The following is a 23565-nucleotide window of genomic DNA, read 5'->3' on the forward strand; positions in this document are numbered from 1 at the left end:
CATAGGTTTTCGGCATGAGCCTCCTGCCTACCCCTGATGAGATGCGCGCCCGCGCCCGTGCCGATCTGCGGCTCGGGTTGCCTGTTGTGCTGGGCTGCGGGGCGGATCAGGCGCTGGTTCTGGCCGCCGAGGGGGCCGCGCCCGAGCGGGTCGGGGCGCTGGTGGATTTGGCGTCGGGGGCGGGGGCCTATCTTGCCATCACCGCCCGCCGGGCCGAAACCCTGAAGGCCCGCGCCTATGATGGCGACATGGCGCGCCTGCGCCTGCCCGCCGAGGGCGCGGCAGCTTGGGCGGCGGCCACGGCCGACCCGGCGCGCGACCTTGCCACCCCGATGAAAGGCCCGTTCAACGCGCTGCGTGGGGCCGAGGGCTGCCCCGAGGTTGCCCGCGCGGGCATCCGGCTGGCCAAGGAGGCCCGGCTGCTGCCCGCCGTTCTGGTGGCCCCGCTCACCGGCGCGGCCCCCGCCGGGCTGACCCGGATCACCGACACGCCCAGCGGCGAGCTTGCCCCCTTTGCCGAGGCGGTCTCGGCGCGGCTGCCGATGCATCTTGCCGGTGCCGGGCGGCTGCATGTGTTCCGCCCCGGCGATGGCAGCGAAGAGCATTATGTGGTCGAGGTCGGCCGCCCCGACCGCGATGGGCCGGTGCTCACCCGCCTGCATTCGGCCTGCTTCACCGGCGATGTGCTCGGCTCGCTCAAGTGCGATTGCGGCCCCCAGCTCCATGCCGCGCTGGAGGCGATGGGCGCGGCGGGCGGCGGGCTGCTGCTTTACCTCAATCAAGAGGGACGAGGGATTGGCCTCGCCAACAAGATGCGGGCCTATTCGTTGCAGGATCAGGGGTTCGACACTGTCGAGGCCAACCACCGGCTCGGCTTCGAGGATGACGAGCGCGATTTTCGCATTGGCGCAGCGCTCTTGGGCAAGATGGGTGTGGGGCAGGTGCGGCTGATGACGAACAACCCCGCCAAGATTGCCATGATGGAAGCGCGCGGCATCAAGGTGGTGGAACGGGTGCCGCTGAAGGTGGGGCTGACCCCGCAGAACGAGGCCTATCTCGCCACCAAGGCCGCCAAATCGGGGCATCTGCTATGAAGATCACACCCTTCCTCAGGGCCGCCGCCCGTCTGGAGGATTTCTCGCAGGCCGAGGTCGAGGCGATGCTGGGCCAGCCGCTTCGCCGCACCCAGCAGAGCAGCGCATGGATCGGCTTCGAGGCGGCGGGCGCGGGCCATTTTGCGGAGTTCGAGCTGCGCAGCCCCGGCCCCAGCGCCCGGTTCGGCGGCCTGCTGATCGGGCGTTTTCCGCGGCCGCTGACGCTGCAAACCCTCGCCCCCGCGCTCGATGCCCTGCCCTTCCTGCGCGAAGAGATGAACCCGCCGCCCATCGGCGCTGCGGTGCAGCCGCCCACCGGCGGGCGGTGGTTCAGACTGGGGCCGCATGAGTTGGCGGTCTCGATCCAGCTCACCAGCCCGGTCAGTGCCACCGCGCTCGCGGTCCACGGCGCCTACCCGTGATGCGGCTCACCCCGCGCGGGCTGCTCTTTGCGGGGCGGCTCCTGCCCACGGTTGTCGGGCGCGGCGGGATCAGTGGTGAAAAGCGCGAGGGTGACGGGGCCACGCCCACTGGCCTGCACCATATCGTCGCCTGCCACTACCGCCCCGACCGGGTGCCGCCGCCCGCGCCCTGGGCCATCCCCATCGGGTTGCGTGACCTCTGGTCCGACGCACCGGATGACCCGGCTTACAACAGCTTGGTGAAAGCCCCCTACGCGCCCAGCCACGAGAAGATGCGCCGCGCCGATCCGCTCTATGACATCGTGCTCACCACCGATTGGAACGTGCCCGCCACGCCCGGCGCAGGCTCGGCGATCTTCCTGCACCGCTGGCGCAAGCGCGGCCACCCGACCGAGGGCTGCCTCGCCTTCGCGCCCGCCCATATCGAATGGATCGCCGCCCGCGCCGCGCCCGGCACACCGCTGCAAATCGACAGCCGTTGTTAGCCGTTATTCGGGCAGCAGCCCCTCGGCTTCCAGCGTCTCCAGCATCGGGGCAAGCTGGGCCTCGTAGCGCTTCCAAGCGCCGATTGACCGCGCGTTGAGCGGCTCGCGGACCTGCGATTGCGACAAAGTCCGCACATCGCGCCGGTTTTCGTGAAAGGCCATCACCTGCGGATCCCACGCCAACCCGGCGGCCTCGACGATCCTGCGGGCCTGCGGCTCGGGCTCGGCCACGAGTCGCTCGTAGCTGACCTCGGTGAACGCCCCCGGCGCGGCCTCGCGCCAATGGTCCACCATCGCGCGATAGGCCTTGTAGGCATGCACGAGGTCCTCCAGCCCATAGGCATAGCGGTGCCGCCCCTCGCGAAAGACCTGCCGGAAGATCGAGAAAAGCTGATCGCGGGGATCTCGGTGGATCACCAGAATCGGTGCGCCCGGCAGAAGCGCCGCGAGCGCGCCGATGTTGCGGTAGCCCTGGATCGACTTGTCGGTGATCACCCGGTCAAAGCAGGCGCGGCGGCGCATGGCGGCCTCGAGCGCCGGGCCAAAGCCCTGCGGCGCGGCGCTGCCCGCCAGAACCGAGCGCAACGTGGGCCCGACCACCGCCATCTCACCGCCGCCGGTCACCTCGGGATGGCTCGCCAGCATCTGCTCCACCAGCGTGGTGCCGGAGCGCGGCATTCCGGTCACGAAAACCGGATGAAAGCCTTCGGTATCAGGGCGGGGCAGGCGGGGCAGGGCGGCAATGGCCTTGATGTGGGCCTTGTCCTCGGCCTCCCGCGCCGCGCGGTCGTAGGGAAAGCGCGCCCGGGTCAGCGCATTGCCCTCTTCGAGATAGCGCCAGACCTCGCCCGGCTCCGCGCCGGATTGCTCCAGCGCCCCGGCGAGGGCAAAGCACAGGCTGGCCCGCGTGGTGCCGCTGGCCTGCCCGCTGCGATACAGGCCGCGCATCTCCTCAATCAACGGGTCGCCCGGCTCTGAGCGATGGGCGCTCATCCGCAGGCGGTAAAGCTCGCCATCCTGCGGCCGAAGCGCCTGCGCCGCCGTAAAGGCCGCCTCCGCCCGGTCGCGCCGCCCGGCGCGTTGCTCGAGCAGTCCGATCTCCACATGCGGGCCAACGGCGCCGGGCACCACCCGCTGCACCTCGCGATGCGCGTCAATCGCCGCGTCGATCTGGCCTGCATCCGAGAGCACCTGCGCCCGCTCGATCAGCACGGCCGGCTCGCCGGGGCGATGCTTGCGCGCGAGGTCGAGCGCCTTGAGCGCGGTGCCAAGGTCGCCGGTGCGGTGCCTTATGCGCCCGATCTCGTAATGCGCCTCCGCCGTCTGCGGGCGCAGCGCGACGATATCCTCATAGAGCGCGCAGGCCTCCCCCAGCTGGCCATCGGCCTGAAGCTGGCGAGCGCGGCGAAACACGGCTGGAATGTCGTTCATTCGAAAGGTGGGCATATCTCATCTCCACCCCTCCCCAAGGCCAATAAGCCTGTGAGTTGAGTGGATAGCCACCCTGAACCGAACCGTTTGGTTCAAATAAACTGTTTGTGAATCAACTCTGTGCGGTGGCGCGCCTTAGGGGTGCCGCGCTGTGCACTACCGCGGAGATGTTGCCGTTGGACCAGCCAGTTCGCGCAAAAATTGAGCAGCTCAGGCTTTCGCCGCAGGCACCCGTTCGCCGAAAATCGCGGAGCCAACGCGCACGTGAGTCGCCCCCAATGCAATCGCCCGCTCGAAGTCGGCGCTCATGCCCATGCTGAGGCCGGTGAGACCGTTACGCGCTGCAAACTTGGCGAGCAGGGCAAAGTGCAGGCTCGGCTCCTCCTCGACCGGGGGGATGCACATCAGCCCTTTCACCGGCAGCGAGAGGCCCCGGCACTCGGCCACAAAGCCATCGACCTCCGACGGCAGACACCCCGCCTTCTGCGGCTCCTCCCCGGTGTTCACCTGAATGAACAGGTCAGGGCACCGCCCCATCTCATCGGCCAGCCGCGCGATGGTGGTGGCAATCTTGGGCCGGTCAACCGTGTGGATCGCGTCGAACAGCTCCATCGCCACGCGGGCCTTGTTGCTTTGCAGCGGGCCGATCAAGTGCAGGTCAACACCCTCGAAACGCTCGCGAAATTCAGGCCACTTGCCCTGTGCCTCTTGCACCCGGTTCTCGCCAAAACAGCGATGCCCCTCACCCAGCACGGCCTCGACCCGCGCATCGGGCTGCACCTTCGACACGGCAATGAGCCGCACGTCTTCCGCCGCCCGTCCGGCCTCAGCGGCGGCCTTGGCCACCCGGCTCCTGATTTCTTCAAGCCCCATCCGGCAGCAATCCTTCCTTCTCAAGCGCGTCGATCAACGGCTTGATGTCATCTCCATAGCGTTCCCACGCGCGGGTCGAGCTCTGGTAGATCGGCTGACGCACCTGCGCCACCGAGAGCGTGCTCACCCGCTGCTTCTGGGCGTAGAATTCGAGGCATTGATCCTCCCACTCCAGCCCCGCGGCCTCCACCAGCCGCCGCGCCTCCACCTCCGGGTCGCCCACCAGCGCCTCGTAGCGCATTTCGGTGAAGAGCCCCGGCGCCTTCTCGTGCCAGAAGTCCATCATCTCGCGGTGCGATTTCAGGTAATGCACCATGTGCTCAAAGCGATAGGCGTATTTGTGGGTGCCTTCCGAGAACACGTTCTTGTAGATCGAGAGCAGGTTGTCGCGCGGGTCGCGCTGCATCACGATCACCCGGGCATTGGGCATGATGAGGCGGATCAGGCCAATGTAGTGCCAGCTCTGCACCGACTTGTCGACACAGACCTCCCCAAAGCTGAAGCGCCGCCGGGTCAGCTCCTCGGCCCGCTTGCGCATCGCGGCCAGATCATCGGTCGAGAGCTCGGCAAGCGGGCGAAACCCGCCATCCGGACGCCCGAGAAACTGCCGTACCGCAAGGTTGAATTCGCGCGCCTCGCCGATGGCGGTGGCCTTGCTGTGCGCACCCACGATCTGCTCGGCAAGCGTGGTGCCGGAGCGCGGAATGCCGGTGACGAACACCGGCGCATAACCCGGATCGGGATCCAGCGCGGTGGTAGTAAAGTCGATCCCCTCGAATGCCGCCTTGAGGCCCGCCACTTCAGCGTCACGTACGGCGGGGTCGTAGGGAGCGATCTTTGCCAGCTCGTCGTTGCCCCGCTTCAGGTGTTTCATCACTGGGGCATAGTCCTTCACGTCCTCATGCGCCTTGGCGAGGGCAAAATCGAGGTTGGCGCGGTGGCGCGGGTAAAGCGACTTGTCGCGATAGAGTTTTTCCATCTCTCCGATCACTGGGTCGCCCGCCTTCAGCTTGCGGCCCGAGGCCAGCAGCCGCCATGTGACCCCGTTCTTGGGTTGCAGAGCGATGCAGCGCCTGAGCTGCGATTCCGCCTCTTCGAAATCCCCCATGTATTGCAGTGCGATAGCGAGGGCGCTGCGGGCCTCGAAATCATTGGCCTTCAGGGCAAGGATGCGGCGGAGCACCTCTATCTCGCGCGCAGTATCGCCGAAGGAGGAGAGGGCGACGGCAAAATCGCGCAGCACAACAAGCTCCTTCGGTTTGAGCTTTTGCGCCCTGTCGAGCGAGTCCACTGCAGTGCGAAAGTCGCCGATCTTCGCGGCGATCCGGCCGATCTGCCAATGCGGTTCGGCCATATTGGGGCGCAGCCGGGTGATCTGGGTGAAGAGGCCAACGGCCTCGCGCAGCTTGCCCGCCTTCGCCAGCTCGACGCCCTGCCGATAGGCGGCGGGGATCTGGGCGGGGGTCAGCGGTGCGGCCATTTCTGCTCTCTCGTCTGCTCTGTGTCTGTTGCTAACACAGGCAATCCCGAATGCGCAGGGGGCAAAACCGGCGGCCCCAAAAAGAAAAGAGCGGGCCTAAGCCCGCTCTTCCCTTGTACCGTTATCGGTGTCCTTAGAAGGACATCGACAGACCCAGCGACCAGGTGTCGGTGGTCGCAACGCCGTTGTCGGACGAACCGTAGCCGGCCAGAACCGAAGCGCCGCCGCCGAGGTCGTAGCCGAGGGCCAGGCCCCAACCAGTGATGTCGTCACCGCCGCCAGCGACGTTGAAGAGCGCATCGTCAGAAGAGAACTGACCGTAGTTCACGTGAGCCGAGAAGGCATCCACGGCGTAGCCGAGGCCGATACCAAAGTGCGTCACGTCGTCGCCGCCGGCGAAGCCGCCGAACTGGGTGTACTCGATGCCAGCCGACAGGCCGTTGTCGAAGGTGGTGACGGCGGAGAAGCCGATGGCATCTTCCACAGCAGCACCCTTGATGGCGCCGGCGTTGCCGTCAACCGACTGGTAACCAAGGCCGAGGGCCAGGTCCAGGCCGCCGAGCTCAGCGTTGTACTTGAAGCCGAGAGCGTAGCCGGTGTCGAGAGTGCCGGTTTCGTCCATCTCGACGGAGATGGCGACGCCGAAGTCACCGAAGGTGTTGTCGTAGCGAACGATCTGGCCGTCGTAGGTGCCGTCCAGGTAGGCGCCGAGGTAACCAGCGTGCGAGGTCTCGTCGTCAGCGATCGAGCCCGGGTTGCCGATGTTGCCGGCGTCGGTCAGGGCCCAGTCCATGGCGCCGTCGGTGTCACCCATGGTCACGGTGCCGAAGGAGCCGGAGATGAAGATCGACGCGCCGCCGTCTTCAGTCACGTCATCCAGAGCGTCGTTGGTGCAGTCCAGCGAGGTGCCGGGGCTGACGCACACACCGGCCGGCGTCGTGGACAGGCTGTCCTGGGCTTCGTCGAGATCGATCGACGCGCCGAAGGTCAGGCCGCCGTCGGTTTCACCGGACATGGTGAAGGTGACGTCCAGATCCTGGAAGAACTGAGTTTCGACGCCAGTGCCGCCGAAAATACCCATCTCGGCGGAGCCGGTGATGGAAACTTCTGCCGACGCGGCGCCAGCGAAGGCGACCAGCGCGGTCGAAGTGAGAAGAACCTTTTTCATCGTGTTTCCCTCGTTATCAAAGGTCAGCCCAACGCGGGGAATCCACATTGGGTATGGCAGGGTGTTTCGCTCTTTCGCTGATTGATTGCAATAATGCCGAAAAGCCCGTCGGGGACTCTGTAAGATATGGTGCATGTCTGCCACAGTGAGTCATCTGGCGCCTCGGGGGGCGCCTCGGGCCAAAAAGCCTTGTGGGGCTGGAGCCGCTCGGATAGACAAGCAAAAAAGGGTGAGAGGGGCAGTTTTCAATGACCTTCCGGAAGGGACTTCGGGCAGCAGGAATGTCGGCGCTTGTTCTGGTGCTGGCCTCGTGTGGTGTGAGCAACCGGGTTGGCGCGAGTTTTGGCGGCAGTTCCGGCGGTGGCTCGAGCACGATCCGCAATGCGCCCCGGCAAGTCGAGACCGACGCCCAGGGCCGCACTCTATATAAAGGCAAGGTTCGCCAGTCGACGATCTGGGATCTCTTCGGCAACAACGACGACCCCAACATCACCGTCGAGGTGAACAAGTATATCTGGCGCGCCTCGCTTGAAGTTCTCAACTTCATGCCGATCCAGACGGTCGATCCCTTCACCGGTGTCATCGTCTATGGCTACGGCACCCCTCCCGGCGGCGGGCGCCCGTACCGCGCGACTGTCTATGTGCAGGACCCGGCGCTCGATGCCCGCTCGCTGAAGGTGGCGCTGCAGTCGCGCTCCGGCCCGGTGAGCGCCGATACCGTGCGCGCAGTCGAGGATGCCATCCTTACCCGCGCCCGCCAGCTCCGCATTCAGGACACCAACCTGTAAGAGCGGTCGGGTAGCCCCCACCACGCAGTCTGACCCAAGGTCCCGCCCGCCAGCAGCGTGGGGGGCGACCCCTCGTATCTTCCAACCCGCTGGACCCTGCGCCGCGCCCGCCGTAAACACGCCGGGACAAATTGCACGACCCGCAGGACCGCCATGACCCGTTTCACCCCGTCCGAGATCGAACCCCGCTGGCAGAAGGCGTGGGATGACGCCGAGACCTTCAAGGCGGAGCGCGACGAGAGCCGCCCCAAGTATTACGTGCTCGAGATGTTCCCCTATCCTTCGGGGCGCATCCACATGGGCCACGTCCGCAACTACTCGCTGGGTGATGTAGTTGCCCGTTACAAGCGCGCGCAGGGTTTCAACGTGCTGCACCCGATGGGCTTTGATGCCTTCGGTATGCCCGCCGAAAACGCCGCGATGAACTCGAACGGCCATCCAAAGGACTGGACCTACGGCAACATCGAAACCATGGTCGATCAGATGAAGCCGCTCGGCCTCTCGCTGGATTGGTCGCGCATGTTCGCCACCTGCGACGTTGAATACTATGGCCAGCAGCAGGCGCTCTTCCTCGACATGCTGGAGGCCGGTTTCGTCACCCGCCGCAATGCCACCGTCAACTGGGACCCCGTCGACATGACGGTGCTCGCCAACGAGCAGGTGATCGACGGCAAGGGCTGGCGCTCGGGCGCCGAGGTCGAGCGCCGCGAGCTGACGCAATGGTTCTTCAAGATCTCCGACATGTCGGAAGAGCTGCTGGAGGCGCTGGACGGGCTGGAGGATTGGCCCGAAAAGGTGCGGCTGATGCAGTCCAACTGGATCGGTAAGTCGCGCGGCCTGCAGTTCAGCTTCGAGCGCGTCGAAGGCGGCGAGCCGGTGACAGTCTATACCACTCGGCCCGACACGCTGATGGGCGCTAGCTTTGTTGGCATCTCGCCTGATCATCCGCTGGCCAAGGAACTGGCCGAGAGCAACCCGGAGGTCGCCGCCTTCCGCGCCGAATGCGCCAAGGGCGGCACCACCGCCGAAGAGCTGGAGACGGCTGAGAAAAAGGGCTTCGACACCGGGCTGAAGGTGCGCCACCCGCTGGACCCGTCTTGGGAGCTGCCGGTCTGGATCGCAAACTTCATCCTGATGGACTACGGCACCGGCGCGATCTTCGGCTGCCCGGCGCACGACCAGCGGGACCTCGATTTCTGCCGAAAGTACGACCTGGCGGTGGTGGACACCTTCTTTGCTCTGGACGATCCGCAGCCGGTGCAGGCCGAGGCCTTCACCCCGCCGAAAGAACAGAAGGTGAAGTGGGTCAACCACTTCGCCGGGCTGGATGAAGCCACCGGGCAGGAGGCGATCGACGCCACCATCGCCTTTGCCGAGGCCGCCGGTTGGGGCGAGGGCGTTACCAAATTTCGCCTGCGCGACTGGGGCCTGAGCCGCCAGCGCTACTGGGGCTGCCCGATTCCCGTGGTGCATTGCGAAAAATGTGGCGTGGTGCCGGAGAAGAAAGAGAACCTGCCCATCGAGCTGCCCTACGATGTGTCCTTCGACACGCCGGGCAACCCGCTGGACCGCCACCCCACGTGGCGCGACTGCGCTTGCCCGAGCTGCGGCGCGCCTGCCAAGCGCGAGACCGACACGATGGATACCTTCGTCGATTCGTCGTGGTATTTCGCCCGTTTCACCGCCCCCCGCGCCGAAACGCCGACGGTGCGCGAAGATGCCGACTACTGGATGAACGTCGACCAATACGTCGGCGGCATCGAGCACGCGATCCTGCACCTGCTCTACTCCCGCTTCTTCGCCCGCGCGATGAATGCCACCGGCCACCTGCCGGAGAAGAGCAAGGAGCCGTTCAACGCGCTCTTCACCCAAGGCATGGTGACCCACGCGATCTACCAGACGAAGGATGCCAATGGCCGCCCGGTCTATCATTACCCCGAGGATGTGGTGGTGGGCGAGAATGGCGCGGCGCTGAAGGATGGCACGGCGGTGGAGGTGATCCCTTCCGCCAAGATGTCGAAATCCAAGAACAACGTGGTCGACCCGTTGAACATCATTGAGGGCTACGGCGCTGACACCGCCCGCTGGTTCGTGCTGTCCGACAGCCCGCCCGAGCGTGATGTGGAGTGGACAGCCTCTGGGGCCGAGGCGGCCAACCGCCATCTCGCCCGTGTTTGGCGCATGGCCGATGAGATCGCCGCCAGCGATTCCCCGGCCAACGATGAAGACGCCGCCCTGCAAAAGGCCCTGCACCGCACCATCGCGGATGTGACCGAAGGGGTGGAGAGCTTTGCCTTCAACACCTCCATCGCCAAGCTCTATGCCTTCACCAACACGCTCTCCAAATCCAAGGCGGGCGGCGCGGCCAAGAAAGAGGCGATGGCGACCATGGCCCAACTGATGGCGCCGATGACCCCGCATCTGGCCGAGGAACTCTGGCACATGCTGGGCCGCGAAGGCCTGATCACCGAGGCCGCATGGCCCAAGGCCGACCCGGCCCTGTTGGTTGAAGATACCGTCACCCTGCCGATTCAGGTGAACGGCAAACGCCGGGCGGAGATCAGCGTGCCCAAGGACATGGACAAGGCAGAGGTTGAAAAGCTGGCGCTGGCTGAAGAAGCTGTGCAGCGGGCGCTCGATGGTGCGGCCCCGAAGAAGGTGATCGTGGTGCCGGGACGGATCGTGAATGTGGTGGCGTAGCGCCCTCATCGGCGGGTGCGCCCTGCTCGCCTCCTGCGGCTTCGCGCCGCTCTACGGCCCCGGCGGGCCGGGTGACACGCTGCACGGTCAGGTCGAGATCGCCGAGCCGACCACCGAGAATGAGTTCGATTTCGTCTCCCGCGTCGAAAACCGGCTCGGCCGCACCGCCGCCGGGCCGATGCGGCTCGACTATACCATCGACACCCGCCGCGAGGGGCTGGCGATCACCGCCGATCAGGAGACCCAGCGCTACAACATCGTCGGCGAGGTGACCTATCAGGTGACCGACACCACCACCGGCGCCGTGCTCTCCACCGGGCGGACCAACAGCTTCACCAGCTATTCGGCCACCGGTACCACCGTCGCCACCTCCACCGCCTCGCGCGATGCCGAGGCGCGGCTGATGGTGATTCTCGCCGATCAGGCCGTCACCCACCTGCTGGCCACCGCCGAAACCTTCCTGCCGTGAACGCCGGGCCATGAAGCTCTCGACCCGCGACGCCAATGCCTTCTTCGCCAAGCCCACGCCGGGGCCGGGCATTTTGATTTCGGGCGCCGATGCGATGCGGGTCGCGCTGAAGCGGCAGGATCTGCTGAAGGCCCTCGTCGGCCCGAGCGGCGAGGAGGAGATGCGCCTCTCCCGCCTCTCCGGCGCCGATCTGCGCGGCGATCCGGCGGCATTGCTCGATGCGATCCGGGGCGCGAGCTTCTTTCCCGGCCCGCGCGCCGTGCATGTCGAGGGCGCGACCGACGGGCTGACAGACCTCTTTGCCACCGCGCTCACCGAATGGCAGGAGGGCGATGGCATGGTGGTGGCCACCGCCGGCAGCCTCAAGGCCTCCAGCAAGCTGCGGAAACTCTTCGAAAAAGACCCACGCGCCCGCTTCGTCGCCATTTACGACGACCCCCCGAGCGCAGGCGAGATCAAGGACAGGCTCACCGCCGCCGGCCTCGCCAACGTCGAGCATTCCGCGATGGAGGCGCTGGTCGCGCTGGCCTCGCATATCGACCCGGGCGACCTGCGGCAGTTCATCGAAAAGCTGGCGCTCTACAAGATCGGCGATTCCACCCCGTTGTCGGAGGCTGAGGTCGATCTGTTGGCCCCCGCCACCACCGAGGCCGGGGTGGACGAGCTGCTGAACGCCGCCGCCGAGGCCCGGCGTGACCAGATCGGCCCGCTGATGGCCCGGCTCGAAGGGCAGGGGGTGAACCCGACCACGCTCTGCATCATGGCGGGCATGCACTTTCGCACCCTCCACGCCGCTGCCGCCCACCCCGGCGGCCCGGCGCAGGGCATCGGCAGCCTGCGCCCGCCGGTCTTTGGCCCCCGGCGTGACAGGATGATCCGTCAGGCGCAGGCCTGGGGCCTCGACCGGCTGGAGCGTGCGCTTGCGCTGCTGCTCGATACCGACCTCGCCCTGCGCTCCGCCGGGCAGACCGCCCCGCAAATGGCGCAGGTGGAGCGGGCGATGATCCGCCTCGCGATGATGCCCCGCTAGGGGAAGTCAGGCCGGGACAAGCCACATCTCTCCGGTCCACCATCCCACCGCAAGCCGGGCAGCGTCGTCCCGTGGGGTGGCGCATGCAACGGGTGTTCGAATGCGCTTTATGGTGCAGTGGTCATCTGACCTTTGATGGAGGCACTTACGTCACCGAAGCGCCGCCCCGTGGGGCGGGACGGCGCTGCCCGGCGCCTTCGGCGCGCATCGGGCGGGCACACCCGATCAACCGCCACCCCTCCGCCCGTCTTGTCATGCAACTGACATGGCCCTGTTACGCGGGCGTCACCGCTTCGGCCCAAATGTCCCCCACAACAAGAACCAAGGGGACTCCCATGCACCGCACGCTTCTGACCTCGGCGCTCGCGCTGGCCGCCGCAACCGGCGCCGCTCAGGCCGAGATGGTCTTCAACCGCATCGCCTCCTTCCCGGTCATCAAGAACATGGCCGAAGGCGAGGACACCGCCCGCGAAAGCTCGCCCGAGATCATCGACGTGACCGCCGATGGCATGACGCTGGTTTACACCGACAGCCCGCTCGGCGTGCTGGGCCGGGTCGACATCACCGATCCCGCCGCGCCCAAGCCACTGGGCAATATCGCGCTGGATGGCGAGCCGACCTCGGTGGCCGTGATCGGCACCACCGCCTTCACCGGAATCAACACCTCCGAGAGCTACGTGGCCCCCTCCGGCCGCCTCGCCGCGATTGATGTGACCTCCGGCGAAGAGCTGGCCTCCTGCGACCTCGGCGGCCAGCCCGACTCGGTCGCCAAGGCGCCCGATGGCAGCTTCATCGCCGTGGCGATCGAGAACGAGCGCGACGAAGACCTGAACGATGGCGTCATCCCCCAGATGCCCGCAGGCTTCGTGGTCAAGATCGCCCTGACGGACGGTGCCCTAGACTGCGACAGCCTCCAGCAGATCGAACTGACCGGCCTCGCCGATGTGGCGGGCGATGACCCCGAGCCCGAGTTCGTCGACATCAACGCGCTGGGCGAGATCGTCGTGACGATGCAGGAGAACAACCACATCGCTGTCATCGGTGCGGACAACAGCGTCACCAGTCACTTCTCCGCTGGTGCGGTGGACCTTGAGGGAATCGACGCCACCGACGAGCGCGGCGCGCTGCTCTTCACCGAAAGCCAGCAGGGCCGCAAGCGCGAGCCCGACGCGGTGAAGTGGATCGACGATCAGCACTTCGCCACCGCCAACGAGGGCGACTATGAAGGCGGCTCGCGCGGCTGGACGATCTTCAACAAAACCGGCGAGGTGGTTTACGAGAGCGGCACCCGCTTCGAGCGCGAACTCATCAAGATCGGCCACTACCCCGACAAGCGCTCCGATGCCAAAGGCGTCGAGCCGGAGTCCGTGACCTTCGCCGAGTTCGGCGGCACCCCGATGATCTTCGTCGGCTCCGAGCGCGGCTCTGTCGTCGGCGTCTATGATGCCACCGACCCGGCCAACCCCGTGCTCACCCAGCTCCTGCCCTCGGGCATCGGGCCGGAGGGCTACGTGACCATCCCCTCCCGCAACCTGCTGGTCTCGGCCAACGAGAGTGACCTCATCGAGGACGGCGGCGCACGCGCTCACGTGATGCTCTATGAGTATGCCGAGGGCGAGGCGAGCTACCCGCAGCTCACCTCCGAAGGCATGGCCAACCTCACCGGCTGGGGCGCGATCTCGGGCATGGTGGCTGAGGGTGAAAGCACCGTCTGGGCGGTGTCCGACAGCTTCTATGGCTACCAGCCGCGCATCTTCAAGATCGACGTGAGCAGCAAGCCCGCCCGCATCGTGGAGGCCATCGACATCAGCCGCGCCGGCTACCCCGCGCAAAAGCTCGACCTCGAGGGCATCACCCTTGATGGCGAGGGCGGTTTCTGGCTCGCCTCCGAGGGCCGGACCGACCGGGTGATCCCCCATGCGCTCTACCACGTGAACGCCGAGGGCGAGATCGAGGAAGAAGTGGGCCTGCCCGCCGAGCTGATGGCGGTCGAAAAGCGCTTCGGCTTCGAGGGCATCACGCTGGTCGATGGCACGCTCTGGATGGCTGTGCAGCGCGAATGGGCCGATGATCCCAAGAACACCGTGAAACTCGTGGCCTACACCCCCGAGAGCGGCGAGTGGGGCGCAGTGCGCTACACCAAGGAAGAGCCCGCCACCGGCTGGGTCGGCCTGTCGGAAATCACCGCCCACGGCGATCACGTCTACCTCGTGGAGCGTGACAACCAGCACGACGACCGCGCCGTGACCAAGAAGATCACCCGCGTCGCCCTGACCGAAATGCAGCCTGCCCCGCTCGGTGGCGACCTGCCGATGGTGACCAAGGAAGACGTGCGCGACCTGCTGCCCGACCTCAAGGCAGGCGGCGGCTACGTGCTCGACAAGGTCGAGGGGCTGGCGATCTTCTCCGATGGCACCGCATGGGTGAGCACCGACAATGATGGCGTCGACGACCACTCCGGCGAGACGATGTTCTTCAGCGTCGGCCAACTCGGCACCGGCTACTGATTTCCCTCGAAGACCTTTTCAACAAAGTGCCCCGAAGCGGTCCGCCGCTTCGGGGTTTTTGTCGAGATTGGTGGGTTAGCACCATCACCGCCCACGGCGACTGCCAATCAAAACGCGTAAATCTCGATGAAAGCCATCGGTTTGTCCCCGGTCATCAACCGTATCCCGCAGTGAGACCTAGCGCAGATGCTGCCCCACCCCAGCACCGCATCCTTGCCCCAGACCTTGATTTGCGCCCTGTCCAGCTCCTCAACCTCGGAGAACACCTCAGCGAAGACGCCGAGCTGGTGGCCGGTTTCATAGGCATCCGCCTGGACAAACCCGGCCTCCGCCAAAACCCGGTCGTCCAGCGGCGCTTCCAGCGGCACTCGCCAGAACCCGCCGGCATCGGCAAAGGGGATTGGAACGGTTCGCGGCCCGGTCAACTCGGGCTTCCCCGCGCCGGGCAGTTCCGCCATCGCCCTCACGGCCGTCCGCTGCAATGAAGGCACCTTCAGTGCGTAATACCCTGCGACGACCGAAATCAAAGCTGCCACCAGCAATACCCGACGCCACCGTCTGCCGCGTCGGTCGGAACCCGTCTCACCGCCCATCACAAAATCGCCGCCTCGCCGCCAATCTTTGCAGCCCCGGCCCCGCCGCCAAGCCCCGGTAGCAGCCCGTTCTCGGCCACGGCGCCCGCCTCGCCGCGGATCGCCCGCAGCAGCGCCCGGTGCCCTGCCGCCGCCTGCACCTGCGCCCCGATCCCGGCGCGGGCGCGTTTCACGAAGGCTTCCCATTTCGCCGGATCGAGAGTGCGCCCGGTCGAGAATTTGCCCTTCCCGAACCCCGTCTCGTAAACCCGCTTGCCCAGCAGCACCGCCTGATAGGTCATCGGGCTGAACAGCGAGACGAACCGAATGTCGTTATGCGCAGGCAACCCGTATTGCCAAAGCTCGAGATTCTCCGCGAGCGTGTCGGGCACCTCCAGTTCCTCCCGCGCGTCGATCCAATATTGGTCGTCTGTCCGGTTGCCGAGCGCGTAATGCAGGCAGATGAAGTCGCGCACCTCGTTGTAAAGCTCATCGACCAAATGGTTGAACCGCCCCCGCAGCGGCTCGGCATAATCGGTGTCGGGGAAGTACTGCACCAGCCAGCGCACAGCGGTGTCGATCATGTGGATCGCGGTCGATTCCAGCGGCTCGATGAACCCGCCCGAGAGTCCCACGGCCACGCAGTTCTTCACCCATGCGTTCCGGTTGCGCCCCACCCGCATCGGGATCACCCGAGGCTCAGCCCCTTCGCCATCCGGCCCCAAATGCGCCAGAAACTCCGCCCGCGCCTCCTCATCCGTCCGGTGCGCGGAGGAAAACACGTAGCCCGTGCCGATCCGGTTGAAGAGCGGCACGCGCCACGCCCAGCCCGCACCCAAAGCGGTGCTCTTCGTCACCGAATCCAGCCGCTCCGGTTCGCGGTGCGGCACCTGAACCGCCATTGCCCGGTCGTTCGCCAGATACTTGCCGTAACTCTCGAAGGGCTCGCCGAGCGCCTGGTTGATGATGAGGCCGCGAAAGCCGGTGCAGTCGATCACCAATTCAACAGGGTGCCGCCCACCGCGCTCCAGCATCACGGCTGCCACGTAGCCGCGCTCGTCCAGCTCGACCTCCACAAGATCGTCCAGCACGTGCCGCACCCCGCGCGCCACGCAATGTTCCTTCAGCATCCCGGCGAACTTGCCCGCGTCGAGGTGGTAGGCAAAACCCACCGGCGGCCCCGGCATCTCGCCCGGCCCGCGCGGCCCTTTGGCGGCGGCGGCAAGATCCACCGAGGGCGAGAAGGTCTGCACGAAGTCGAGGCCCCCGGTGCCGAATTGCAGCGCATACTCCGCCGCAGAAACCCCGTCGATCGCGGGCGGATGGGCGAAGGGGTTGATGTAATCCACCCGGTTGCCCTGCGCGTCCTCGTTCCAATGGCCAAACACCACCCCGAGTTTGAAGCTGGCATTGCAGGTCCGGAAGAAGGCGCGCTCGTCGATCCCGCCTTGGCGCAGGGTCCGGGGCATGCCGGGCACCGTGGCCTCGCCCACCCCGACGGTCGGGATGTTGGGGCTTTCGATCAGGGTGATCTTCACCCCGGTCTCGCCGCCCTTCAGCATGGATTGCAGCAAGAGCGCCGTCATCCAACCGGCGGTGCCCCCGCCAACGATCGTCACCTCGCGGATCGGTTGCCCCATGCGCGCATCCCCCGTTTACCCTGCGTCAGATGCTAATCAGCGGTGGGCTACGGCTCAAGCCTGCCGTCACTTCGCCTTGCCGGGGGTTCCGTGCGGCACGTGGCTGCTCTGCTGGATCGCATGGGTCACCTCGTGGCCGATCAGCCGCATCGCGCCCTTGCCCTCGGCCTTCACGTCAAAAGAGAACGGTGTGAAGCCGTGCGAGAACGCCTTGGCCCCGACGAGCCCCTTGGCCGTGCCCGCCTCATCGCCCATCGTCTGCACGCGGATGCCCTTGTAGCCCGCCTGACGCAGCGACTGCTCCACCTTCACCTTCTTGCCCTGCTTCGGCCCGGCGGCGGCAATGTTGGGGTAGGGGATCGGCACCGGCCCGCCCGGCGCGGGCGTTTTGCAGACATCGGGGAAGGCGATGAGCAGCGTGCCCTGCCAGTCCTTCTTCACCCCGGCCTGCATCAGAGCGCCGGGCAGGTCATGGCCCTTCACCTTGCGGCCGCCCTGCTTGCCGGAGGTGATGATGATGGTGTCGGTCTTTCCCTTGACGGCGTCATCAAGGTTCGAGCTGCTCATTTGCAGCTCCTCTTCTTCCTCTTCGTCCGGCATCGAAATCACTCCGCGAAAATGAAGCAATCACTATGCCACCGAATCGGGCCGTTAACACGCTGCGGCGCAGCAGGATTGCTGCGGCTGCGATATGCATAGAATGTGCATCACTTGTGCATCGGATGTGCATGAGGCCTGTATCACCGCCCCGACGCCGTTAACCGCCCCGGACGGTGTCGATCATCAGCTGCACATTTTCCGGGTCCGCATCGGGGGTGATGCCATGCCCGAGATTGAAGATATGGGGCCCGTGGCTGAAGGCCTCCACGATCCGGCGGGTCTCGTCGACCAGCGCCTGACCGCCCGTAACCATATGGGAAGATTTGAGATTCCCCTGCACGCACCCGTCCGGCTGCACATGCTCGGCGGCCCATTCGGGCGTCACCCCGTCATCCAGCGCCACGCAATCCGCGCCGGTGGCCTTGTGGAAGCCGATGTAGCGCTCCTTCGCTCCACGGGGGAAGGCGATGATCGGGGTGTCGGGGTGCTTGGCCTTCACGCCCGCGATGATTTTCTTAATCGGATCAACGCTGTAGTTATCAAAGTCATCGCCGGTCAGGCTGCCCGCCCAACTGTCGAAGATCTTCACCACCTCGGCTCCGGCCTCGATCTGGCGGTTGAGGTATTCGATCGTCGCCCAGGTGACCCGCTCGATGATGGCGTTGAACAGCGCCACATCATTGGTTTTCAGGTCATGCGCCGGCCCCTGATCGGGCGTGCCGCGGCCCGCGATCATGTAGGTCGCCACCGTCCACGGGGCGCCGGCGAAGCCGATTAGCGTAGTCTCTTCAGGCAGTTGGCCACTCAGATTGCCCACCGTCCGATAGATCGGCGAGAGGTGGTCATGCACCTCGTCCCCGTTCTTCAGGGCTTCGTAATCTTTTCGCAGTCCAATCGGTTCCAGCCGCGGGCCTTCGCCGGTGACGAACCAAAGTTTTTGCCCCAGCGCCTGCGGGATCAGCAGGATATCGGCAAAGAGGATGGCCGCGTCAAAGCCGTAGCGCCGGATCGGTTGCAGCGTGACCTCGGTGGCCAGATCGGAGTTGTAGCAGAGCGACAGGAAATCCCCCGCCTCGGCGCGGGTGGCCTTGTACTCAGGCAGGTAACGCCCCGCCTGCCGCATCATCCAGATCGGTGGGGTGGGTTGGGTCTCGCCTGCCAAGGCTTTGAGAATGCTCTTGTTTTCGGCCATCTTGCGCCTCCTCGGTCGCCGCATGGGTCGCCCTCCGGGGGCCGAGTGTCAAGTGTCGCATTGTCACGTCTGGGCGTGGGCGCTATCCCGCGAGCATGACAAAGACGCTCAAGATCGGCACCCGCGGCAGCCCGCTCGCCCTCGCTCAGGCCCATGAAACCCGCGCGCGGCTCATGGCGGCGCACGGGCTTCCGGATGAAGCCTTTGAAATCGTGATCATTTCCACCACCGGCGACCGGGTGCAAAACCGCGCGCTGCGGGAGATCGGCGGCAAGGGGCTGTTCACCAAGGAGATCGAGGAGGCGATGCTTTCGGGTGAGATCGACATCGCCGTGCATTCCTCCAAGGATATGCCGGTGGAGCAGCCGCAAGGCCTTGTGCTGGATTGCTTTTTGGAGCGCGAAGACCCGCGCGATGCCTTTGTCACGCTGGACGGCAAGCCGTTTTCCGCCCTGCCGCAGGGCGCCGTGGTGGGCACCTCCTCGCTGCGCCGCAAGGCCCAGCTTCTGGCCAAACGGCCCGATGTGAAGGTTGTGGAATTTCGCGGCAATGTGCAGACCCGGATGCGCAAGCTCGCAGATGGCGTGGCCGAGGCGACCTTTCTCGCACAGGCGGGCCTCAACCGGCTGAACGCGCAGCATATTTCCTGCCAGGCGGTCGAGCCGGAAGAGATGCTTCCGGCGATCGCGCAGGGGGTAATCGGAATCGAACGCCGGGCGGATGATGCCGAGGCCGACAGGCTGCTCGCACCCCTCCGCCATGCCGAGACCCACACCCGCGTTGCCGCCGAACGCGCCCTGCTGGCCGGGCTGGATGGCTCCTGCGAAACCCCAATCGCGGGCCTTGCCACGCTGGAGGGCAACACCCTGACGTTGCGGGGAGAAATCCTGCGCACGGATGGGTCCGAAGTGCTCACCGGCTCCCGCACCGGCCCCGCTGAGCAGGCTGCCGAAATGGGGGCGAGCCTTGCCGAGGAGTTGCTGGCGCAGACCACGGACGATTTCTTCGACTGGAAGTAGAAAAATCTTCGCGAAGATTTTTCGGCCTGAAGAATTTTCTTTAAAATTCTTCTAGTCGACCCGTTCCAGCAATTCCAAAACCTGCGGCCCCATGTCTTCGACTACAAGCTGCACCCCGCTGGCGGAGGGGTGAATGCCATCCCCCTGCATATGCTCCCGCCGTGCCGCCGCTTGGTCTTCCAGCGCGGTCAGAGCGGCGAAGAAGTTGGGGTAAAGCAAGGCGCCATATTGCTCTGCCAGTTCAGGATACATCGCATCGAAGGCAGCCTTGTAGTCAGGCCCGTAATTGCCGGTGGCGGTCATCCCCACCAGCAGGATCGGCAGGTCACGCGCGTCCGCGGCCTGCAGAATACCGTCGAGATTTCCGCGGCTTACGGCCGGGTCGATGCCGCGCAGCAGGTCATTGCCGCCCAACTCCACGATCAGCGCATCCACGTCGTCGGTGAGCGTCCAGTCCACCCGGCTGAGCCCGCCTGCGGTGGTGTCTCCGCTCACGCCGGCGTTGCGCAGCTCCACCTCCGCGCCCTGCGCCTGCAACCAGTCTTCCATCACCGGAACGAAGCCCTCCTCCTGCGGCAAGCCGTAGCCGGCTGTCAGGCTGTCTCCCAAGGCGGCGACCACAACGGGCTGGGCAGAGGCGACGGAAACCAGAAAGAATGTCGTTAAAACCTTGAGCGCCAGCAACCTGGCCCCATATCGGAATGAAACAAAAGGCGCCCGCATGACCGATCCGATCCTGTCCCTGAACGATGTCACCTTCACGCTCGACGGCAATGCCGGAAAGGTCAACATCCTCAAGGGAATAAGCCTCGATGTCGCAAAGGGCGAAACGCTGGGGCTGATCGGGCCGTCTGGCTCTGGCAAAAGCTCTCTCCTCATGCTCATGGGCGGGCTTGATACTGCGACCTCCGGTTCCGTCACCGCGCTCGGGCACGATCTGACGGCGATGGGGGAGGACGCGTTGGCCCGCTTCCGCCTCAAGCATATGGGGGTGGTGTTCCAGTCCTTCCACCTCATCGGGACGATGACGGCGCTGGAAAACGTGGCCACGCCGCTGGAACTGGCGGGCGTGGCCGATGCCTACGAGCGCGCCGAGGCCGAGCTGGCGGCAGTGGGGCTGGGCGACCGGGCGCACCACTATCCCAGCCAGATGTCGGGCGGTGAGCAGCAGCGGGTGGCACTGGCCCGCGCCATCGCCCCGCGCCCCAATATCCTGCTGGCCGACGAGCCCACCGGCAACCTCGATGCGGCCACGGGCGATGCGGTCACCGACCTGCTCTTTGACCTCTCCGAGAAGCACGGCGCGACGCTGGTGCTCGTCACCCATTCACGCACCCTCGCCGCCCGCTGCGGGCGGGTGGTGCGGCTCGCCGATGGCGTGATTTCTCCGGAGCAGCAGGCCGAGGCCGCCGAATGAGCCTTGCCCAGTCGGCCCGGATCGCCCGGCGCGAGCTTCGTGGAGGCCTGCGTGGCTTCAAGGTATTTCTTGCCTGCCTTGCGCTGGGCGTGGCCGCCATTGCAGCGGTCGGCCTCGTGCGCGAGAGCCTGTCTGGCGGGTTGATGCGCGAAGGCGCGACCATGCTGGGCGGCGATGCCGAGCTGCGATTCACCTATCGCGCGGCGGGCGAAGCGGAGCAGGCTTGGATGGCCGAGCGCGCGACCCGCGTTTCGGAGATCGTCGACTTTCGCTCGATGGCCCGCGCGGGGAAGAACACCGCGTTAACCCAGGTGAAGGGGGTGGATGATATCTACCCGCTCTATGGCGAGGTTCGGCTCGAGCCGGTCATGCCGCTGGACGAGGCGCTGGCCGGGGCAAACGGCCTGCCCGGCGCGGTGATGGACCGCTCGCTGATGGCGCAGCTGGAGCTTGAGGTGGGTGACACCTTCGAGTTGGGCACGGCAAGCTACCACCTCGCCGCCGCGCTGACGCTGGAGCCCGATGCCGCCGGCTCGGGCTTTTCGCTGGGGCCGCGCACGCTGCTGTATCGCGCCGATCTTGAAGGCTCTGGGCTGCTTGCCCCCGGCACGCTCTTTGAGACCAACTACAGGCTCGCCCTGCCGCCCGGCACCGACCTTGAGGCAATGCGGGAGGAGGCGCTTGCGCAGTTCGCCGACAGCGGTGCGCGCTGGCGTGACAGTCGCAATGGCGCGCCCGGGCTCAACCGCTTCGTCGACCGGATCAGCGCGTTCCTCGTGCTCGTCGGACTTGCCGGATTGGCCGTGGGTGGCGTCGGGGTCAGCGCCGCCGTACGGGCCTACCTGGAGCGCAAGACGCCGGTGATCGCCACGCTCAAGACCCTTGGCGCGACACGGCGCACGATCCTTTGGGCCTACCTGATCCAGATCGGGGTGCTCTCTGCGCTGGGCATCGTCATTGGCCTCGCGCTTGGCGCCGCCGCCGTGCTGGCGCTGGCGCCAGTCTTGGAGGCGCGGTTGCCACTGCCGACCGAGTTCACCGTCTACCCCGGCCCGCTGGCGGAGGCGGCGCTCTACGGGGCACTCACCGCGCTGATCTTCACGCTCTGGCCGGTCTCCCGTGCCGAAGAGATCCGCCCGGCGCAGCTGTTCCGCGCCCTTAGCGACACGCGCCGCCACCTGCCGCGCTGGAGCGTGATGCTGCTCACCGCCGCGCTGGCGGCGCTGCTCGTAGGCGTGGCGGCCTATTTCTCAGGCCTCTGGGAACTGACGATCTGGGCCGCGCTCGGCGTCTGTTTCGCGCTCCTCCTCCTCCTCGCAGCGGCCTGGGGCATTCGCCGCCTGTCGCGCAGGCTGTCGCGGTCGCGCATGGTGCGCGGCATCCCGGCACTGCGGCTTGCGCTGGGCTCGGTCGGCGGACCGGGGCAGGAGGCCTCCGCCGTTGTGCTCTCGCTCGGGCTCGGCCTCTCGGTGCTGGCGGCGGTGGGGCAGGTCAGCTCCAACATGCGCGCCGCCATCGAGGGCGACCTGCCCGATGTCGCGCCCTCCTTCTTCTTCATCGACATCCAGCCCGACCAGATCGACCCGTTGCTGGACCGGCTGAACGGCGATGACGCCGTGACCAAGATCGACACCGCGCCCATGCTGCGCGGCGTGATCACGCGTATCAATGACCGCCCGGCGACCGAGGTTGCGCCCGACCATTGGGTGGTGCGCGGCGACCGGGGCCTGACCTATGCCGCCGAACAGCCGGAGCGGGTGAGCGTGTCAGAGGGCGAATGGTGGCCGGAGGACTACTCCGGTCCGCCGTTGATGAGCTTTGCCGCCGAGGAGGCCGCCGAGATCGGGCTGAAGATCGGCGATGAGATCACGGTGAACGTTCTTGGCCGCGAGATCACCGCCACCATCGCAAGCTTTCGCGAGGTCGATTTTTCGACCATGGGGATCAACTTCGTGATGACCTTCAACGCTGCCGCCCTGCAGGGCGCGCCGCACAGCCACATCGCCACGGTCTACGCCGAGGCAGAGGCCGAGCCGGCGATCTTGCGGGACGTGTCTCAGACGTGGCCCAACGTGACCGGCATCGGCGTGCGCGAGGCGATCAGCCGGGTGGCCGGGCTGCTGGAGGGCATCGCGGCGGCCATCACCTATGGCGCACTGGCCTCGCTGGTCACCGGCGGCGTGGTGCTGATCGGCGCCGCAGCGGCGGGCCAACCTGCGCGCGAGTTCGAGGCGGCGGTGCTGAAAACGCTGGGCGCGGTGCGGGGCCGTGTGCTGGCCTATCTGGTGCTGCGGGCGGCGCTTTTGGGGCTGGCCGCAGGCGTGGTGGCCATCGTCGCCGGAGGGCTCGCGGGCTGGGGTGTGACGACCTTCGTGATGGAGGGAGAATACAGCTTTGAGCCGGTCTCTGCGGTGCTCATCGTTTCGGGCGGGGTGCTTGCCACCCTCATCGCCGGGCTGGGCTTTGCCCTGCGCCCGCTGTCGATGCCACCTGCACGTGTGTTGCGCAGCGCGGAGTGATGTCATAAGACATGAGAGGTTGCTCTAAGGGTCTGGAATTGCAGGCCTAACGGCATTTGTCACCAAATACCACCTTCCCTTACGCCGCGGCATTTGCAAGTGTCTGTGCATCATTTCGGCTGCCGTCAGTTCGGCGGGGCCGCCCATGTGAAGGGAAGG

Annotated in this window: 20 protein-coding genes; 11 read left to right on the forward strand and 9 right to left on the reverse strand. The window is 66.3% G+C overall.

The window, feature by feature from the left end:
* The first annotated feature begins 14 nt into the window (after positions 1-14).
* Genes ribA through ACUXVX_RS02695 form a run of 3 tightly spaced genes read left to right on the forward strand, consistent with a single transcriptional unit; the run spans position 15 to position 2001 of the window.
* The gene (gene ribA / locus ACUXVX_RS02685; protein WP_446310261.1) at positions 15-1094 is read left to right on the forward strand and encodes a GTP cyclohydrolase II; all 1080 of its coding nucleotides are present in this window, start codon (positions 15-17) and stop codon (positions 1092-1094) included.
* The gene (locus ACUXVX_RS02690) at positions 1091-1516 is read left to right on the forward strand and encodes a hypothetical protein (protein WP_446310262.1); all 426 of its coding nucleotides are present in this window, start codon (positions 1091-1093) and stop codon (positions 1514-1516) included. Before ribA ends, ACUXVX_RS02690 begins: the two co-directional genes overlap by 4 nt.
* Positions 1516-2001 carry a L,D-transpeptidase family protein gene (locus tag ACUXVX_RS02695; RefSeq protein WP_446311496.1) on the forward strand — a complete coding sequence of 162 codons (486 nt, stop codon included), beginning with the start codon at positions 1516-1518 and terminating at the stop codon, positions 1999-2001. The genes ACUXVX_RS02690 and ACUXVX_RS02695 overlap by 1 nt, the downstream gene beginning before the upstream one ends.
* Positions 2002-2004: 3 nt before the next feature.
* On the opposite strand, the gene ACUXVX_RS02700 is transcribed toward ACUXVX_RS02695, so the two are convergent.
* From ACUXVX_RS02700 to ACUXVX_RS02715, 4 genes are all read right to left on the reverse strand, one after another.
* Positions 2005-3447 carry a sulfotransferase gene (locus ACUXVX_RS02700; RefSeq protein ID WP_446310263.1) on the reverse strand — a complete coding sequence of 481 codons (1443 nt, stop codon included), beginning with the start codon at positions 3445-3447 and terminating at the stop codon, positions 2005-2007.
* A gap of 195 nt (positions 3448-3642) precedes the next feature.
* Positions 3643-4305 (reverse strand): YggS family pyridoxal phosphate-dependent enzyme, encoded by a 663-nt coding sequence (locus ACUXVX_RS02705; protein ID WP_446310264.1) that lies wholly within the window; start codon positions 4303-4305, stop codon positions 3643-3645.
* On the reverse strand, positions 4295-5785 hold the full coding sequence (locus tag ACUXVX_RS02710; RefSeq protein WP_446310265.1) for a tetratricopeptide repeat-containing sulfotransferase family protein: 1491 nt from the start codon (positions 5783-5785) through the stop codon (positions 4295-4297). The genes ACUXVX_RS02705 and ACUXVX_RS02710 overlap by 11 nt, the downstream gene beginning before the upstream one ends.
* 133 nt (positions 5786-5918) lie before the next feature.
* The gene (locus tag ACUXVX_RS02715; protein ID WP_446310266.1) at positions 5919-6953 is read right to left on the reverse strand and encodes a porin; all 1035 of its coding nucleotides are present in this window, start codon (positions 6951-6953) and stop codon (positions 5919-5921) included.
* 248 nt (positions 6954-7201) lie between these two features.
* On the opposite strand from ACUXVX_RS02715, the gene ACUXVX_RS02720 reads away from it, so the two are divergent.
* The 5 genes from ACUXVX_RS02720 (at position 7202) to ACUXVX_RS02740 (ending at position 14447) form a co-directional block, all read left to right on the forward strand.
* The gene (locus ACUXVX_RS02720; protein WP_222496033.1) at positions 7202-7741 is read left to right on the forward strand and encodes a DUF3576 domain-containing protein; all 540 of its coding nucleotides are present in this window, start codon (positions 7202-7204) and stop codon (positions 7739-7741) included.
* Between the two features lie 153 nt (positions 7742-7894).
* Entirely contained in the window at positions 7895-10441 is a 2547-nt protein-coding gene (leuS, locus tag ACUXVX_RS02725) for a leucine--tRNA ligase (RefSeq protein ID WP_446310267.1), read from the forward strand.
* Complete coding sequence (gene lptE, locus ACUXVX_RS02730) at positions 10428-10910, forward strand: LPS assembly lipoprotein LptE (protein WP_222496031.1); 483 nt, start codon at positions 10428-10430, stop codon at positions 10908-10910. The genes leuS and lptE overlap by 14 nt, the downstream gene beginning before the upstream one ends.
* 10 nt (positions 10911-10920) lie before the next feature.
* Positions 10921-11940, forward strand: coding sequence for a DNA polymerase III subunit delta (holA, locus tag ACUXVX_RS02735; protein ID WP_222496030.1), 1020 nt, complete (start codon positions 10921-10923; stop codon positions 11938-11940).
* A gap of 335 nt (positions 11941-12275) precedes the next feature.
* A complete protein-coding gene (locus ACUXVX_RS02740) occupies positions 12276-14447 on the forward strand; it encodes an esterase-like activity of phytase family protein (RefSeq protein ID WP_446310268.1) in 2172 nt (723 codons plus the stop codon).
* 107 nt (positions 14448-14554) lie between these two features.
* Here ACUXVX_RS02740 and ACUXVX_RS02745 read toward each other — a convergent pair whose 3' ends face one another.
* The 4 genes from ACUXVX_RS02745 to hemE all read right to left on the reverse strand — a co-directional run bounded on the left by ACUXVX_RS02745 (position 14555) and on the right by hemE (position 18451).
* A complete protein-coding gene (locus tag ACUXVX_RS02745; protein WP_446310269.1) occupies positions 14555-14929 on the reverse strand; it encodes a hypothetical protein in 375 nt (124 codons plus the stop codon).
* Positions 14930-15039: 110 nt separating this feature from the next.
* A complete protein-coding gene (locus tag ACUXVX_RS02750) occupies positions 15040-16659 on the reverse strand; it encodes a tryptophan halogenase family protein (RefSeq protein WP_446310270.1) in 1620 nt (539 codons plus the stop codon).
* A 66-nt stretch (positions 16660-16725) separates the two neighbouring features.
* Entirely contained in the window at positions 16726-17259 is a 534-nt protein-coding gene (locus tag ACUXVX_RS02755; RefSeq protein ID WP_446310271.1) for a PAAR-like domain-containing protein, read from the reverse strand.
* 157 nt (positions 17260-17416) lie between these two features.
* Positions 17417-18451 (reverse strand): uroporphyrinogen decarboxylase, encoded by a 1035-nt coding sequence (gene hemE / locus ACUXVX_RS02760; protein ID WP_446310272.1) that lies wholly within the window; start codon positions 18449-18451, stop codon positions 17417-17419.
* Between the two features lie 95 nt (positions 18452-18546).
* On the opposite strand from hemE, the gene hemC reads away from it, so the two are divergent.
* Positions 18547-19470 (forward strand): hydroxymethylbilane synthase, encoded by a 924-nt coding sequence (gene hemC, locus ACUXVX_RS02765; protein ID WP_446310273.1) that lies wholly within the window; start codon positions 18547-18549, stop codon positions 19468-19470.
* A 51-nt stretch (positions 19471-19521) separates the two neighbouring features.
* Here the strand turns inward: hemC and ACUXVX_RS02770 are convergent, their stop codons facing one another.
* Positions 19522-20193 carry an arylesterase gene (locus tag ACUXVX_RS02770; protein WP_446310274.1) on the reverse strand — a complete coding sequence of 224 codons (672 nt, stop codon included), beginning with the start codon at positions 20191-20193 and terminating at the stop codon, positions 19522-19524.
* Between ACUXVX_RS02770 and ACUXVX_RS02775 the strand changes: the two genes are divergently transcribed.
* Positions 20192-20887, forward strand: a complete 696-nt coding sequence (locus tag ACUXVX_RS02775) for an ABC transporter ATP-binding protein (protein ID WP_446310275.1) — start codon at positions 20192-20194, stop codon at positions 20885-20887. The two genes, ACUXVX_RS02770 and ACUXVX_RS02775, sit on opposite strands and share 2 nt — an antisense overlap.
* Complete coding sequence (locus tag ACUXVX_RS02780) at positions 20884-23406, forward strand: ABC transporter permease (protein WP_446310276.1); 2523 nt, start codon at positions 20884-20886, stop codon at positions 23404-23406. The genes ACUXVX_RS02775 and ACUXVX_RS02780 overlap by 4 nt, the downstream gene beginning before the upstream one ends.
* The last annotated feature ends 159 nt before the right edge of the window (positions 23407-23565 follow it).

The organism is Vannielia sp. SX4, assembly GCF_052828525.1.